The following is a 14,030-nucleotide window of genomic DNA, read 5'->3' as shown; positions in this document are numbered from 1 at the left end:
ATCAGGTCGGCGTTCCGCTCATTCCGGCAGCGCGTTGATGAGGTAGAGCGCCTGCACCAGGGTGGACGGCTCGGCGCCGGGGCCGAACGAAGCGGTGAAGACCTGCTCGATGCCGTCGCGATAGAGCCCGGCCAGTGCCCGGTCGACCGCGAGACGGAAGTCGCTGTCGCCCTTGGGCAGGGGCAGGGCGTAGGGCTCGTTGGAGAACAGGTTGCTGGAGATCATCAGCCGGTCGGCGTCCGGGCTCTTGCGCCACTGGTAGAGCAGGATGGCGCCATCGCCGAAATAGGCGGCGAGCTTGCCGGCAGCGAGGTCGGCCACGCCCTGTTCATGGCTGTCCACCGCGACCAGTTCCGCCTGGAACTGCTCCTCGGCCAGCGCCTCCTTCAGCTCCGCTTCGGTGGTGGTGCCGGCCCTGACCCCGATCTTCTGCCCGGCCAGCTGCTCGAAGCTCCTGGGCCCGTCCTGGCGGTAGAGCAGGGTCGAGCCGGTGACGAAGGTCGGCAGCGAGAAGTCGACCAGCTCGCGCCGGGCCAGGGTCTGGGTCGTGGCCCCGCACACCAGGTCGACCTTGCCCGCCAGCAGCTCGGCGAAGCTGCCCTCGTCCTTGACCGGCAGGTAGCGGACCTCCAGCGCGTCCAGCCCCAGCTCCGTCTTGATGCCGGCCGCAATCGCCTTGCACAACGCCACGCTGTAGCCGGCGGCTTCGCCGATCGGGCTCTCATAGGAGAAGGGCTCGGCGTCGGTGCGGTAGCCCAGTGTGATCGTCCCGCTCGCCTTGATGCGGTCGAGCGTCGCCGCTTCCGCCGTGGCGGCGGTCAGGCCCAGGCCGATCAGGCCGGCCGCGAACAGGATGCGCATGCGTCGTTTCCTCCCTGGAGTTGCCGGGACGGTCGGCGACCGTGTGGGCGCCTCCGCGCTGCCCGGTTTTCACACCATGCGTCAAGAGGAAGGGCGCAGTCAGTTGCGGATCTTCACCTCGCGCGACTTGGTGATGAAGTAGCGCACCAGGTCATACTCGAAGGGCGAGCCGGTCGAGTGGTAGCGGAAGTCGATCTGGTAGCGGGCATCGATCGGCCAGAGCCCCCAGAACAGCAGGTCGTAGAAGATGTCGTCGCGCACGTCGCTCGGCAGTTGCTGGAGCAGGACCCAGTCGGTGCCGAGGTCCACGCCCAGGCCGGTGGCGTCGCGCAGGTTCGACGGCCCCAGGATCGGCAGGACCAGATAGGGGCCGTCGCCCAGGCCCCAGTAGCCCAGCGTCTGGCCGAAATCCTCGTCCTGGCGCGGCAGGTTGAGATGGCTGGCGGGATCGAACAGGCCGAACAGGCCGACCGTGGAGTTGATGATGAACCGGAACAGGGTGGGCGAGGCCTTCTCCACCTTGCCCTGCAGCACCGAGTTGGTGAAGGTCGTGATCTCTTCCAGATTGTTGAAGAAATTGCTGACGCTCCGGCGGACCGGTGCAGGGGTCACGAAGGTGTAAGCGTTCACCACCGGCAGGTAGACGTACCGGTCGAACTGGGCATTGAACTTGTAGATCGCCCGGTTGGTGCGCTCGAACGGGTCGTAGATCGCGATCGGGTTGGCGGCTTCCCTGGTCTCGCCTGGCCGGAGGAACTCGGTGATCGGCCGGCGCGGCGGGGCCAGCCCCTGCGGCTCAGGCGGTGCCGTGGCGCAGCCGGCCAGCGGCAGCAGGAGCAGGGCAGCGGCGGTGCTGGGGCCAATGGTGCTGGTCATGCCGTGAAGTAGCCGCTGATCTGCTCGACCACCGGCCAGAAGGCCAAATTGCCCATGTGGCCGCCATACGCATGGACCCAGGCGCGCTCGCCGAAGATCTCGCGCAGCTCGTCCAGATCACCCGGCGCCAGGATGACGTCATCGGCATTGGTGATCAGGCCGATCTGCTTCTGCCCCGCCAGCCAGCCGCCGATCCAGCGGAGGTCACTCCGGTCGATCAGATCCTGTCGGGTCAGGCCGCCGCCGGCATAGCGCTCGATGAACAGATCGTCGAAATAGTCGACAAAGCTCAGGCGCAGCGTCACGGCGAGATAGTCGCCGAGCGGCGTGGTCGAGCGGAACTCCTGGCCGCGCGGGAACACGTAGTCCGACCGGCTCATCACGTCCGAGGTGAAGATCAGGTTCGTGGTCGACAGGCGGAATGCCAGCCCCACCGTGGTGGCGAGGCTCTCGTCGCTGGGCTGGAGCCGGCGGTACAGGTCGAGCAGCACGTCCTGGCCGGAGAAGTCGAGCGGGTCGGTCGGGCCCATGGCATAGGCCAGCCGTGCCGTCACGCGGGACAGAAAGTGGTCGAGCCCGTCGATTCCCTGGGGCAGGCCCTTGTAGAGCATCGCGTCGATCTGCTGGATCGAGTGGTAGAGATTGAGCGGCGGGTTGATCAGCAGCACCCGGTCGAAGCCGATCGGCTCCGCCCGCGCCGCGTCGGCCCTGGCCACGAAGGCGGCGTGCCAGGCGCCCAGGCTGTAGCCGGTGAGGTCGTAGCGGGTCACCTGGATCCGGCCGGCCAGCCTGTGCCGGATCGCATCCATCACCTTGAGAAGATCGGCCGCGTCCTGCTCGCTGTTGCCGGGCATGAAGGTGCTGCTGGCAGTGACGATGAAGTTGGCATGGCTGGGCGAGGGGATCAGCACCACGTGTGCCCCGCCGGCGTGCAGCGTCCGCGCCAGGAGGATCATCAGCCGCGAGCGGTCGTCCGCACCGGTGCCCGCGATGACGAACACCAGGGGGGCCGGGCGCTCCTGGAGCAGGGTCGAGTAGGTCAGGCCGCCATCATAGTACCAGAACCCCTCCGGGATCGCCCGGCCGGGGAATTGCTCGAGCGTCGCGCGCCGTGGTGCCGGCCCGTCGGGCAGCACTGCCCGCAGTTCGGCGGGCGTGCCGACCACGGTGGCGACCCAAGGGTTCGTGAACGGGAACGGCGCAGCCCTTGCCGCGGCGTCGGCTGGGGCGAGGCTGGCCGGCGCATGACCGGCGGAAGTGGCGCAACCGCCCAGCGCCAGCAGGCCCGTCATCCCGAGCAACTGGCGCCGGCTGGGGCCGTGGCAGCCATCGGACGGGTCCAGCGCGACGCTCGGTCGGGTCATGGGCAAGGGCCACTCGCGGAAGATCGGCGTCGCGCGGACCGACCAGCCGGTGCGCCTCGACCGTCCCACGGCACGTTCACGTTCCTGCGCCGATCGAACCCGCCTGGGGGAGCGAAAGCCGGTACCATCGGTGCCGACCCAGGACAAGGCCACCATCAGTGCCGGCCGCGAGCCGGCCAGGACCCCGGATCAGCTTGCGAATGGAAAAACAGAAAGGGGACGGGCACCGCCTTTGCGGGCGGTGCCCGGCCGGATCACATCACGGCGCCGACCATCCACGGCACGAACTCGTGGTCGCCCACGCCCAGCTCCTCGGACTTGGAGTGGTTGCCGCTCGCGACCTCGATCACCTTGTGGAAGATGCGCTCGCCGACCTGCTCGATCGTCTCCTCGCCGTCGATGATCGTGCCGGCGTTGATGTCCATGTCCTCCTCCATGCGGCGGTACATGGGCGTGTTGGTCGCGACCTTGATCGACGGCGCCGGCTTGAAGCCGAAGCAGGAGCCGCGGCCGGTGGTGAACACGATCATGTTCGCGCCGGACGCCACCTGGCCGGTGGCCGAGGCCGGGTCGTAGCCGGGGCTGTCCATGTAGACGAAGCCGCGCGCGGTGACGGGCTCGGCATATTTGTAGACGCCATGGAGGTTGAGCGTGCCGCCCTTGGCGGTGGCGCCCAGCGACTTCTCCAGGATGGTGGTGAGCCCGCCCGCCTTGTTGCCCGGCGAGGGGTTGTTGTTCATCTCGCCGCCGTTGATCGAGGTGTAGTGCTCCCACCACTTGATCCGGTCGATCAGCTTGGCGGCGATCTTCTCGTCCACCGCGCGGCGGGTGAGCAGGTGCTCGGCGCCGTAGATCTCCGGGGTCTCGGACAGGATCGCGGTGCCGCCGTTGCGGACCAGCAGATCGACGGCATGGCCCAGCGCCGGGTTGGCGGTGATGCCGGAATAGCCATCCGAGCCGCCGCACTGCAGCGCCAAGCTGATCTCCGAGACCGAGACCGGCTGGCGGGCATACTGGTTCACGCCCGGCAGCATCTCCTTGATGATCTCGTGCGCCCGCTCGATCGTCTTCCGGGTGCCGCCCGTGGCCTGCATGGTCATGGTGCGGAAGTTCGGCCCGGGCTGGATCTGATAGGCGTCCAGCAGGAAGTCGATCTGGTTCACCTCGCAGCCCAGGCCGATCATCAGCACGGCGGCAAAGTTCGGGTGGCGCGCGAAGCCCCAGAGCGTGCGCTGGAGATTGCCGTAGCCCTCGCCGGCATCCGCCATGCCGCAGCCCGTGCCATGGGTGATGGCGACGATGCCGTCGACGTTCGGATACTGGTCGAGGATCTCCTTGGGGAAGCGCTCGGCGATGAACTTGCAGACCGTGGCCGAGCAGTTCACCGTCGACAGCACGCCGATATAGTTACGCGTGGCGGCGCGCCCGTCATTGCGCAGATAGCCCTGGAAGCTCGGGCGCTGGTTCTCGGGCACATACTCGATCGGCTTGACGTCGGCGCCCACCGCATAGTCGCGGTCGAAGTCCTGCATCACGCAGTTATGGACGTGGACATGCTCGCCGGGTGCGATGTCCTGGCTGGCGAAGCCGATGATCTGGTTGAACTTGCGGATCGGCTCGCCCTTGGCGATCGGCCGGGTCGCGACCTTGTGCCCCGCTGGAATGCGCTGCGCGGTGCGCAGATCCTCGTTGCCCAGATGGGTGTTGGGCAGGATGTCGAGCCTGGCCACGACCGTGTTGTCGTTGGCGTTCAGGCGGATGGTCAAGGCAAGCTCAGTCAAGGTCGTTGGGCCCCGGGTTGATCCGCGCACATCATAAGCGTTCCAAGAATCAGTGCCAGGGGCGAGGACGCCCGGACGCGGTCGGGTCGTCCGGTCAGGCAGCCGGCTTGGCTAAAAGACGTGAACCGTTCCAGATCGCGCTGCACGATGCAGCGGCCCCTCATAAGGCGTCGCGGCGCCCGATTTGCAAGATGTCGGATAAGCCGCTGCGGCACCCGATTTGCATGATGTCATGGCGCCGTGAGCAAGCCCGATGCCGCCGTGCAACGAGCATGACCGGCAGCCGGCATGTCAGACCGGCCAGGAGAAGGCATGGCGCCAATGGACACGAGCAAGTAGATGTTCGTGCCCATGGTGATGCGGACCATGGGGCACCAGCCGCCATGGCCATTTGCAAGTTCGAGGGGAGTACAATCATGCGTCTGAAGTCACTGTTCGCAAGCGCTTTCGCCCTGTCGGTCGGGCTCGCCGCCCTGCCGGCGATCACCGACGAGGCCCGGGCGGAGACGCTGCGGGTGGGCACGGAAGCCCAGGGCATCCCGTTCGCCTTCATGAATGATCAGAACCAGATCGACGGCTTCATGGTCGAGCTGATCAAGGTGATCGGCGAGAAGGTCGGCTTCGACGTCCAGATGGAGCCGATGGAGTTCTCGGCCCTGATCGCCTCCCTGACCTCGGGCAAGATCGACCTGATCTCGGCCGCCATGTACAACACGCCGACCCGTGCGGAAGTCGTCGACTTCTCCGACGACGTGTACAGCTTCGGCGAAGGCATGGTGGTCTCCAAGGAGGACACCACGGAATACACTTCGTTCCAGGACATGAAGGGCGAGGTCGTCGGTGCCCAGGTCGGCACCGTCTATATCGCCGCCCTGGAGGAGGCCGGCATCTTCAGCGAGGTGAAGGCCTACGAGACGATTCCGGCCGTCATGAACGACGTGAATGCCGGGCGTATCAAGGCCGGCTTCGTCGACTATCCGGTGGCCTCCTACTATCTGGGCCAGGGCCAGTTCCCGGATGTTCACCTGGTCAAGAGCTACCAGACGGCGCTGCCCGGCAAGATCGGCATCATCACTGCCAAGGGCGACACCGAGCGCATGACCAAGATCAATGCGGCGATCGCGGAGCTGAAGTCGAGTGGCGAGCTGGACAAGATGATCGAGAAGTGGAGCCTGAACTGAGGCTCGCCCCCGAACTCGATTGAAGAGTGCGACGCGGCGGCCGGCCCTCGGCCGCCGCCCATATCACGAAGAAGTTCGGCATGAGCAGCTTTCTTCAGGACATGATCAATTTCCTGCCGGCATTGATGAAGGGCATCCAGCTCACCCTCATCGTGACGGTCGGTTCGATCATTTTCTCGACGGTGCTGGGCTTGGTCTGGGCGATCATGCGCCTGTCCTCCAATCGCGTGCTCAGCCTGACCAGTGCGACCATCGTCAACATCCTGCGCGCCATCCCGATCCTGGTGCAGCTCTTCTACATCTACTTCGTGATGCCGGAGCTGGGCCTGGCGCTGACCGCGCTGCAGGCCGCGATCATCGGCCTGGGCATCGCCTATTCCTCCTACCAGGCGGAGGATTTCCGCGCCGGCATCGAGGCGGTCGACCATGGCCAGACCGAGGCCGCGCAGTCGATCGGCATGTCGCGCGGTCTGATGATGCGCCGGGTGATCCTGCCGCAGGCGATCAAGATCATCCTGCCCTCCTACGGCAACACCATGATCATGATGCTGAAGGACAGCTCGCTGGCATCCACCATCACGGTCGCGGAGCTCTCCCTGCAGGGCAAGCTGATCGCGTCCTCGACCTTCAAGAACACCGCGGTCTTCACCACCGTGGCGCTGCTCTACCTGGTGATGTGCCTGCCGCTGATGGGCTTGAGCCGCTGGCTGGAGAAACGCATGGGCCGGAGGCGCTGATCCCATGGCGATGATCGAGTTCCAGGACGTCCACAAGAGCTTCGGCGCACTGGAGGTCCTCAAAGGCATCGACGCCACGGTCGGCAAGGGTGAGGTGGTCTGCATCATCGGCCCGTCCGGCTCGGGCAAGTCCACCATGCTGCGCTGCGTGAACGGGCTGGAGGACTATCAGAAGGGCAGGGTGCTGGTCGAAGGCCAGCTGGTCGACCGCAACAAGAAGTCCATCCGCGAGGTGCGGATGGAGGTCGCGATGGTGTTCCAGCGCTTCAACCTGTTCCCGCACCGGACCGTGCTGGAGAACGTGATCGAGGGGCCGGTCTATGTGAAGGGCGAGAACCGGGCATCGGCGACCGAGCGGGGCCGCGCCCTGCTGGAGCGAGTCGGGCTCGCCGCCAAGGCCGACAATCATCCCCAGCAGCTCTCGGGCGGCCAGCAGCAGCGGGTCGCGATCGCCCGGGCGCTCGCGATGCAACCGCGCGCCATCCTGTTCGACGAGCCGACCTCGGCGCTGGATCCGGAACTGGTCGGCGAGGTGCTGACCGTGATGCGCGACCTGGCGAAGGAGGGGATGACGATGCTGATCGTGACCCACGAGATCGCGTTCGCCCGCGAGGTGGCCGACCGGGTGCTGTTCATCGACGGCGGCATCATCGTCGAGCAGGGTCCGCCATCGGAAGTGCTGGTCCGGCCGAAGCACCCGCGCACCCAGGACTTCCTCCACCGGGTCCTGCACCCGATCGACTGAACGCGCTAGGATCGGCGGTGGATCGGGCGCAGGAGGAGGAGGAGCAGATGGCCGAAGCCGGATCGGGCGAGTTCGATCATCGCCGCCTGGTCTCCAGCCTGGACGCCGAGCAGCGCCGGATGCTCACGTCCCTGACTGACGGACCAGGGCTGCGCCAGCTGTTCGCCCATCTCGGCCTGATCGTCCTGCTGGGCGTCCTGATCGGCAAGGCCGTGCCCGGCTGGCCGCTGCTCCTGCTCCCGCAGGGCATCCTGATCGTGTTCCTGTTCACAGCATTGCACGAGACCAGCCACAACACCGCGTTCCGCACGCGCTGGCTGAACACGGCCGTGGCGCATCTGGCGGGCTTCCTGATCCTGGTCCCGCCCTGCTGGTTCAAGTATTTCCACTTCGCCCACCACCGGCACACCCACGATCCGGACCATGATCCGGAGCTGATGTCGCCCAAGCCCGAAACGCTCTGGCAGTATGCCCGCTACCTGTCGGGCCTGCCGCTGTGGTGGTCGATGCTCCGCACGCTGGTCGCCAATGCGCGGGGCGCCATCACCGACCCGTTCCTGCCCAAGGGCGCCCGGCCGCAGATGGTCTTGGAGGCGCGGGCGATGCTGGCGGCCTACGTCCTGCTCCTGCTGGGCTCGCTCCTCGTCGGCTCGACCCTGCTGCTCTGGACCTGGCTCGTGCCGGTCGTGCTGGGCCAGCCCTTACTGCGCGCCTACCTGCTCGCCGAGCACGCCCGCTGCTCGCATGTCGCCAACATGCTGGAAAACACGCGCACGACCTTCACGACCCGGATCGTGCGCTTCCTCGCCTGGAACATGCCCTACCACGCCGAGCACCATGCTTTTCCGACCGTGCCGTTTCACCGGCTGCCGGCGCTGCATGAGCATGCACGGGCGCATCTGCGCCAGACCGAGCGGGGCTATGCCCGCTTCAACGGCAAGTTCGCGAAGGCGGTCGCCGGCGGACGGGCCTGAGCCGCGTCAGGCCGCCCGGCGTCGGCGGCCCGGCCGCTCGTCGTCCAGGTCGAACAGCTCGGCCAGCTGCTTGAGCATGGTGCCACCCAGCTGCTCCGGATCGGAGATCGTGACCGCGCGGCGATAATAGCGGGTCACGTCGTGGCCGATGCCGATCGCCAGGAGCTGGACAGGAGAGGTCGTCTCGATCTGCTCGATCACCTGGCGCAGGTGCCGCTCCAGATAGTTGCCGGGGTTGGAGGACAGGGTGCTGTCATCCACCGGGGCGCCATCGGAAATCACCATCAGGATGCGACGCTGCTCGGGCCGGGCGAGCAGGCGCTCATGCGCCCACATGATCGCCTCGCCGTCGATATTCTCCTTGAGCAGCCCCTCGCGCAGCATCAGGCCGAGTGCACGCCGGCCGCGCCGCCAGGGCGTGTCGGCGGCCTTGTAGATGATGTGACGCAGGTCGTTCAGCCGGCCCGGGTTGGCAGGCTTGCCCTCGCGCAGCCACTGCTCGCGCGACTGGCCGCCCTTCCAGGCCCGGGTGGTGAAGCCCAGGATCTCGACCTTGACGCCGCAGCGTTCCAGCGTGCGCGCCAGGATGTCGGCGCTCATCGCCGCCACCGCGATCGGCCGGCCGCGCATCGACCCTGAATTGTCGATGAGCAGGGTCATGACCGTGTCGCGGAAGTCGGTCTCCTTCTCGACCTTGAAGGTCAGCGCGTGGCTCGGGTTGACCACCACGCGGGTGAGCCTCGCCGCATCCAGGATGCCTTCATCCAGGTCGAACAGCCAGGAGCGCTGCTGCTGGGCCATCAGCTTGCGCTGCAGCCGGTTCGCCATCTTGCCGATCATGGCGTGGAAGCGCTGCAGCGACAGGTCGAGCTGGCCACGCAGCCGGGTGAGCTCGGAGGGGCCGCACAGCTCGTCGACCGTGACCACCTCGTCGAACTTGCGGGTGAACACCTTGTAGGCGTTGGGATCGCCCTGGTTGTGGCCGGTCTTGGGCCGGTTGGTGGCCGGCGCCTCGCCCTCGTCCTCGGACCCCATCTCGGCCATGGCTTCCTGGCTCTCGTCGCCCTCGCCGGCCTCCGCCATCGCGGCATCCTGGGCAGCGCTGACCTCCTTGGTCTGGCTGTCCTGCTGCTGGTCCTGGCCCTCGCCGTCCTGGCCCTGCTCGCCGCCTTCGCCGCCCTCTTCCTGGTCGTCGTCCTGGTCCTCGGGGCTGTCCTGCCCCTCGCCGTCCTCGGGCAGATCCTCGGTGGTGAAGCCCAGATCGTTCAGGAGGTCGCGCATCTCGAGCGCGAACCGCTCCTGGTCGGCCAGGAGCGCTTCCAGCTTCGGCAGGTGCCCGGCCATGTGCTGGGCCAGGTAGTCGCGCCAGGGCTCCAGCGCCTTGGCATGGGGCGGGGGCAGTTCGGTGCCCAGCAACTGCTCGCGGGCGAACAGCTCGACGATCTCCGCCATGTGCCCGGCCTGCTCCTGGCCGCCGCTCTCGATCGGGCGGGTGCGGGCCTTCCAGGCGTTGAGCAGGTTCTCGCGCACGCCGGCCATGCGCGACGAGCCCAGCGCCTCGACCCGGACCTGCTCCATCTTGTCGTAGACGAGCTGGGCGATCTCGCCATTGGGGGCGTGGCGGGCATGCAGCTTGGCGTCATGGTGGCGCAGGCGCAGCGCCGACTGGTCGCCCTCGCCGCGGATCCGGGCGAGATCGGCCTTGGCGAAGTCCTGGCGCGGCGTGGGCAGACGGACCGATTCGCCGCCGGCCTGGCCTTCCGTCGGGCGCCGGTTCTCGCCAGCCCGGAACTGGACGTCCAGGCTCGGCTTGCGCGCCATCGCACGCACGGTGGCGCCGACGACCCGCTGGAAATTGTCGATCCGCTCGCGCGCCGTCTGGTTGCTCTGCTCGGGCGTTCCGGAACGGGTTGCCACGACTGCCACCCTGCCACTCCTTCAATGCCGCCGACCGGCCATGCCACCGGTCCTGGCCTGCGCTGCCGCCGGCCGGTCAGGCCCCCAACTGATCAGGCCAAAGCCAGCCGCGTCGCCGATTCCGGCAGCTCCTGGCCGAAGCAGCGCTGGTAGTACTCGGCGATGGTGGTCCGCTCGGCCTCGTCGCACTTGTTCAGGAAGGTCAGGCGGAAGGCCAGCGGCAGGCTCTTGAAGATCCGCGCATTCTCTGCCCAGGTGATCACCGTGCGCGGCGACATCACCGTCGAGACGTCGCCGGCCACGAAGCCGTTGCGGGTCAGGTCGGCGAGGCTCACCATCTGCGAGACCTGCTTGCGGCCCTCGACCGTGTCGTAGTCCGGGCACTTGGCCAGCACGATCCGGACCTCGGCGTCGTGCTCCAGATAGTTCAGCTGGGTCACGATCGACCAGCGGTCCATCTGGCCCTGATTGATCTGCTGGGTGCCATGGTAGAGGCCGGACGTGTCGCCCAGGCCCACCGTGTTGGCGGTGGCAAACAGCCGGAAGGACGGGTGCGAGCGCAGCACCTTGTTCTGGTCGAGCAGGGTCATGCGGCCCTGGCTCTCCAGCACGCGCTGGATCACGAACATCACGTCCGGGCGGCCGGCGTCATACTCGTCGAACACCAGCGCCACCGGGTTTTGCAGGGACCAGGGCAGGATGCCTTCCCGGTACTCGGTAACCTGCTTGCCGTCGCGCAGCACGATGGCGTCCTTGCCGACCAGGTCGATGCGGCTGATATGGCTGTCCAGGTTGACCCGCACGCAGGGCCAGTTCAGCCGGGACGCGACCTGCTCGATATGGGTCGACTTGCCGGTGCCGTGATAGCCCTGGATCATCACCCGGCGGTTGTAGGCAAAGCCGGCCAGGATCGCGAGCGTGGTGTCGTGGTCGAACCGGTAGGCCTCGTCGAGGTCGGGCACATAGTCGGTGCGCCGGCTGTAGGCATCCACCTCGAGATCACTGTCGATCCCGAAGGTCTGGCGGACCGAGAGCCGGATATCGGGCTTGGCGGGAAGGTCGATCCGGTTCGACGGATCGAGGAGCGGACTCTGATCAGCGACGGTCATGACGGATCCGAAGACACGAATGTGGCGAGGCGATGGTGGCGCAGGGCGCGGAGCGAACCGCCCGCCCGAACGAGGGCGCTGCACCCGCAACGCCCACCCCGACAACCGCGACGCTAGCAGAACGTTTCCACCCGCGCCAACCCCGCCGGGTCCGCCTTGAGCCTAATGTAGGCGCCTGACGGGCTGGTGCGAGGCCTGCCGGTGCGGGATTCTTCAGTCGGCCTGCGACCGGAAGGCGTGCCGGAGGTAGGACCGGACGAAGCCCGGCACCGCGTCCTGCTCCGCCTCCTCCGGCGCCCGGATGATCCGGATGCCGGCCAGCTCCGGCTCCGCCTCGGCATCGAGAAATTCCATGATCCGCGCGCGTGCCGCCTCGGCCGGCAGGTCGATGCGGATGTCGCGCATGAGCGCGGTGCGGCCGCCTTCGACCGCCACGGTCCAGCCGGGCCGGACCTCGACCTCCTCGGGCCGGAGGCCGGTTTCCTCACCGAGTTCGCGCAGCACGTTGCCCAGGAGGTCGACCCGGCCGTCCGGCAGGACGTCCGCCGGCTCCGGCGTGCCCCCGGGAAAGTAGACGCGGCCGGGATTGGCGGTGTGCCCGCCCATCACGCCCAGGAGGAACCCCCCGTCCGAGGCGCGCAGTGCCGCCAGGCCGAAGCAGTTGCTGGTGGAGGGCTCGGGGAAGCCCAGGTCGCGAAAGGTGAGGAAGGCGGCATAGTCCGTGGGCGTGTAGCGCACCTCCAGCCGGTTCCCGGCAAACCGGCGATCGCGGGCGATCAGGACCTGGCCGTTGTACAAGGCGGGATTGGCCGCGATCAGCCCGGCCCAGTGCGCGTCGATCCGGGCACGCTCCGCCATGGCCCATGGCCAGGGTCCCTCATCCAGGCGCGCCACCACCTCGTCGACCCGGCAAAGCTTCGGTTGGCCAGTCATCAGGTGGCTCCGCTGGTGCCGCGTGCGGCTGGGAAGGGAAGGGTGGCCGGGCGGAGCCCTCTAGCGCTCGCCCGGATGAGCCAGGAGCCAGGTATAGGCGGCGTTGATCTCCTTCAGCCGCTCCTCCTGGCGCCGGTCGCCGCCATGCAGGTCCGGGTGGTGCTGCTTGGCCAGCGACTTGTAGCGGGTCTTCAGCTCCGCCACCGTGAAGCCGGGCTCCAGGCCCAGGGTGCGGGCATGGGATTGGGCGGTGGTCGGCGGCCGCTTGGGCGGCTCCGGGCGCTGCCGGGTGAAGCCGTGGGCGTGCAGGAGCTCGAACGGATCCTTCAGGCGCAGGTCGGCCGTGTTCAGGCCGGGCGGCCAGGTGGGCCGGCTCCAGGTCACGTCGTCGCGGCGCATCGCCTCGATCTCGTCCGTGTTCATGCCCTGGAAAAAATCCCAGTTCCGGTTGAACTCGCGCACATGCTCCAGGCACAGCCACTGGTATTCGCGCAGCGAGTTGCGCGACCGCGGTGCGCGATACTCGCCGCAGGCGTCGCAATTGGGCCAGGCGCAGGCGCGCGACGCGCCCTCTACCCGGGCGCCGCCACGGACATGCTGGCGTCCGGCAGCCGCATGGAGCGGCTCCTCGGCGATCATCCGTGCCCTGGATCGTGCAGTCGTGCTGGTCATCGTTCGGTATGTCTGGGAATGCCGCATAATGGGGATGGCCAGCGGGCCGGACAAGGGCACCGATCGTCTGGTGGGTGCGGGCCTGACCGAAGGCACACGCCCTTGCGCTCCCGCGCCAGCCGTGCCTTCGGTGCCGGAAGAACCGCCACCAAGGAAATGCCGGGATGTCGGACCAGCTGCCCAGCTCCATGCGCTATGTCAGGATCGCCCAGCCGGGCGGCCCGGAAGTCCTGGAGATCGCCCGGATGCCGGTGCCACAGCCAGGCTCGGGGGAGGTGCTGATCCGGGTGGCGAGTGCCGGTGTCAACCGTCCGGACGTGTTTCAGCGCATGGGTGCCTACCCGCCGCCGCCCGGTGCTTCCGACGTGCCCGGGCTGGAGGTCGCGGGCGAGGTGGTGGCGCTGGGCCAGGGCGTGGAGGGGGTAGCGCTGGGCGATGCGGTCTGCGCCCTGGTCGCATCCGGCGGCTATGCCGAATACTGCACGGCACCGGCCGAGCAGGTGCTGCCGGTGCCGGAAGGCTGGAGCACGGTCGAGGCCGGCGGCCTGCCGGAAACCTTCTTCACCGTCTGGACCAACGTGTTCCAGCGCGGGCGGCTGCGGCAGGGCGAGCGGTTCCTGGTGCATGGCGGCAGCTCGGGTATCGGGGTGACGGCGATCCAGCTGGCCCATGCGTTCGGTGCGGAAGTGTTCGCCACCGCCGGTTCCCCGGACAAGGTCAAGGCCTGTGAGGATCTCGGGGCCAGGCGCGGGATCGACTATCGCCGGGAGGACTTCGTGGCGGTGGTCCGGGAGGCCACCGGCGGCAAGGGCATCGACCTGATCCTCGACATGGTCGGCGGCTCCTATGTCTCGCGCAACCTGGACGCCGCCGCGGTGGA

Annotated in this window: 13 protein-coding genes; 5 read left to right on the top strand and 8 right to left on the bottom strand. The window is 67.8% G+C overall.

Features of this window, described 5'->3' with window-relative positions; all coding sequences use genetic code 11:
• Positions 1-18 precede the first annotated feature (18 nt).
• The 4 genes from VNS22_RS00740 to VNS22_RS00725 form a co-directional block, all read right to left on the bottom strand.
• Positions 19-861: an amino acid ABC transporter substrate-binding protein gene (locus VNS22_RS00740; RefSeq protein ID WP_325728645.1), complete on the bottom strand. Its 843-nt coding sequence runs from the start codon at positions 859-861 to the stop codon at positions 19-21.
• 99 nt (positions 862-960) lie between these two features.
• Positions 961-1,737, bottom strand: coding sequence for a VacJ family lipoprotein (locus VNS22_RS00735; protein WP_325728644.1), 777 nt, complete (start codon positions 1,735-1,737; stop codon positions 961-963).
• Positions 1,734-3,170 (bottom strand): hypothetical protein, encoded by a 1,437-nt coding sequence (locus VNS22_RS00730; RefSeq protein ID WP_325728643.1) that lies wholly within the window; start codon positions 3,168-3,170, stop codon positions 1,734-1,736. The genes VNS22_RS00735 and VNS22_RS00730 overlap by 4 nt, the downstream gene beginning before the upstream one ends.
• Positions 3,171-3,355: 185 nt before the next feature.
• Positions 3,356-4,867, bottom strand: coding sequence for an altronate dehydratase family protein (locus VNS22_RS00725; RefSeq protein WP_325728642.1), 1,512 nt, complete (start codon positions 4,865-4,867; stop codon positions 3,356-3,358).
• 431 nt (positions 4,868-5,298) lie between these two features.
• On the opposite strand from VNS22_RS00725, the gene VNS22_RS00720 reads away from it, so the two are divergent.
• From VNS22_RS00720 to VNS22_RS00705, 4 genes are all read left to right on the top strand, one after another.
• Positions 5,299-6,063 carry an ABC transporter substrate-binding protein gene (locus VNS22_RS00720; protein ID WP_325728641.1) on the top strand — a complete coding sequence of 255 codons (765 nt, stop codon included), beginning with the start codon at positions 5,299-5,301 and terminating at the stop codon, positions 6,061-6,063.
• An 80-nt stretch (positions 6,064-6,143) separates the two neighbouring features.
• Positions 6,144-6,800: an amino acid ABC transporter permease gene (locus VNS22_RS00715; protein ID WP_325728640.1), complete on the top strand. Its 657-nt coding sequence runs from the start codon at positions 6,144-6,146 to the stop codon at positions 6,798-6,800.
• Between the two features lie 10 nt (positions 6,801-6,810).
• Positions 6,811-7,545: an amino acid ABC transporter ATP-binding protein gene (locus VNS22_RS00710; RefSeq protein WP_325728667.1), complete on the top strand. Its 735-nt coding sequence runs from the start codon at positions 6,811-6,813 to the stop codon at positions 7,543-7,545.
• 17 nt (positions 7,546-7,562) lie between these two features.
• Entirely contained in the window at positions 7,563-8,519 is a 957-nt protein-coding gene (locus VNS22_RS00705; RefSeq protein ID WP_325728639.1) for a fatty acid desaturase, read from the top strand.
• A 6-nt stretch (positions 8,520-8,525) separates the two neighbouring features.
• Here VNS22_RS00705 and cobT read toward each other — a convergent pair whose 3' ends face one another.
• The 4 genes from cobT to VNS22_RS00685 form a co-directional block, all read right to left on the bottom strand.
• The gene (cobT, locus tag VNS22_RS00700) at positions 8,526-10,445 is read right to left on the bottom strand and encodes a cobaltochelatase subunit CobT (RefSeq protein WP_325728638.1); all 1,920 of its coding nucleotides are present in this window, start codon (positions 10,443-10,445) and stop codon (positions 8,526-8,528) included.
• A gap of 83 nt (positions 10,446-10,528) precedes the next feature.
• The gene (gene cobS / locus VNS22_RS00695; RefSeq protein ID WP_325728637.1) at positions 10,529-11,545 is read right to left on the bottom strand and encodes a cobaltochelatase subunit CobS; all 1,017 of its coding nucleotides are present in this window, start codon (positions 11,543-11,545) and stop codon (positions 10,529-10,531) included.
• Between the two features lie 213 nt (positions 11,546-11,758).
• Positions 11,759-12,478 carry an NUDIX domain-containing protein gene (locus tag VNS22_RS00690; RefSeq protein WP_325728636.1) on the bottom strand — a complete coding sequence of 240 codons (720 nt, stop codon included), beginning with the start codon at positions 12,476-12,478 and terminating at the stop codon, positions 11,759-11,761.
• Between the two features lie 60 nt (positions 12,479-12,538).
• Positions 12,539-13,150, bottom strand: a complete 612-nt coding sequence (locus tag VNS22_RS00685) for a J domain-containing protein (RefSeq protein ID WP_325728635.1) — start codon at positions 13,148-13,150, stop codon at positions 12,539-12,541.
• Positions 13,151-13,314: 164 nt separating this feature from the next.
• Between VNS22_RS00685 and VNS22_RS00680 the strand changes: the two genes are divergently transcribed.
• A partial coding sequence (locus tag VNS22_RS00680) for an NAD(P)H-quinone oxidoreductase (protein ID WP_325728634.1) occupies positions 13,315-14,030 on the top strand: 716 nt, incomplete at its 3' end.

Source organism: Geminicoccus sp. (assembly GCF_035556675.1).
Classification (GTDB): Bacteria; Pseudomonadota; Alphaproteobacteria; order Geminicoccales; family Geminicoccaceae; genus Geminicoccus.
The sequence above is the reverse complement of the archived record's forward strand: the minus strand, read 5'-3'. Positions and strand labels throughout refer to the sequence as shown.

Excerpts from the sequence above, each read along its gene's own strand:
- VNS22_RS00740 (WP_325728645.1), bottom strand. The coding sequence starts at position 861 with ATGCGCATCCTGTTCGCGGCCGGCCTGATCGGCCTGGGCCTGACCGCC.
- VNS22_RS00735 (WP_325728644.1), bottom strand. The coding sequence starts at position 1,737 with ATGACCAGCACCATTGGCCCCAGCACCGCCGCTGCCCTGCTCCTGCTG.
- VNS22_RS00720 (WP_325728641.1), top strand. The coding sequence starts at position 5,299 with ATGCGTCTGAAGTCACTGTTCGCAAGCGCTTTCGCCCTGTCGGTCGGG.
- VNS22_RS00715 (WP_325728640.1), top strand. The coding sequence starts at position 6,144 with ATGAGCAGCTTTCTTCAGGACATGATCAATTTCCTGCCGGCATTGATG.
- VNS22_RS00710 (WP_325728667.1), top strand. The coding sequence starts at position 6,811 with ATGATCGAGTTCCAGGACGTCCACAAGAGCTTCGGCGCACTGGAGGTC.
- cobS (WP_325728637.1), bottom strand. The coding sequence starts at position 11,545 with ATGACCGTCGCTGATCAGAGTCCGCTCCTCGATCCGTCGAACCGGATC.
- VNS22_RS00690 (WP_325728636.1), bottom strand. The coding sequence starts at position 12,478 with ATGACTGGCCAACCGAAGCTTTGCCGGGTCGACGAGGTGGTGGCGCGC.
- VNS22_RS00685 (WP_325728635.1), bottom strand. The coding sequence starts at position 13,150 with ATGACCAGCACGACTGCACGATCCAGGGCACGGATGATCGCCGAGGAG.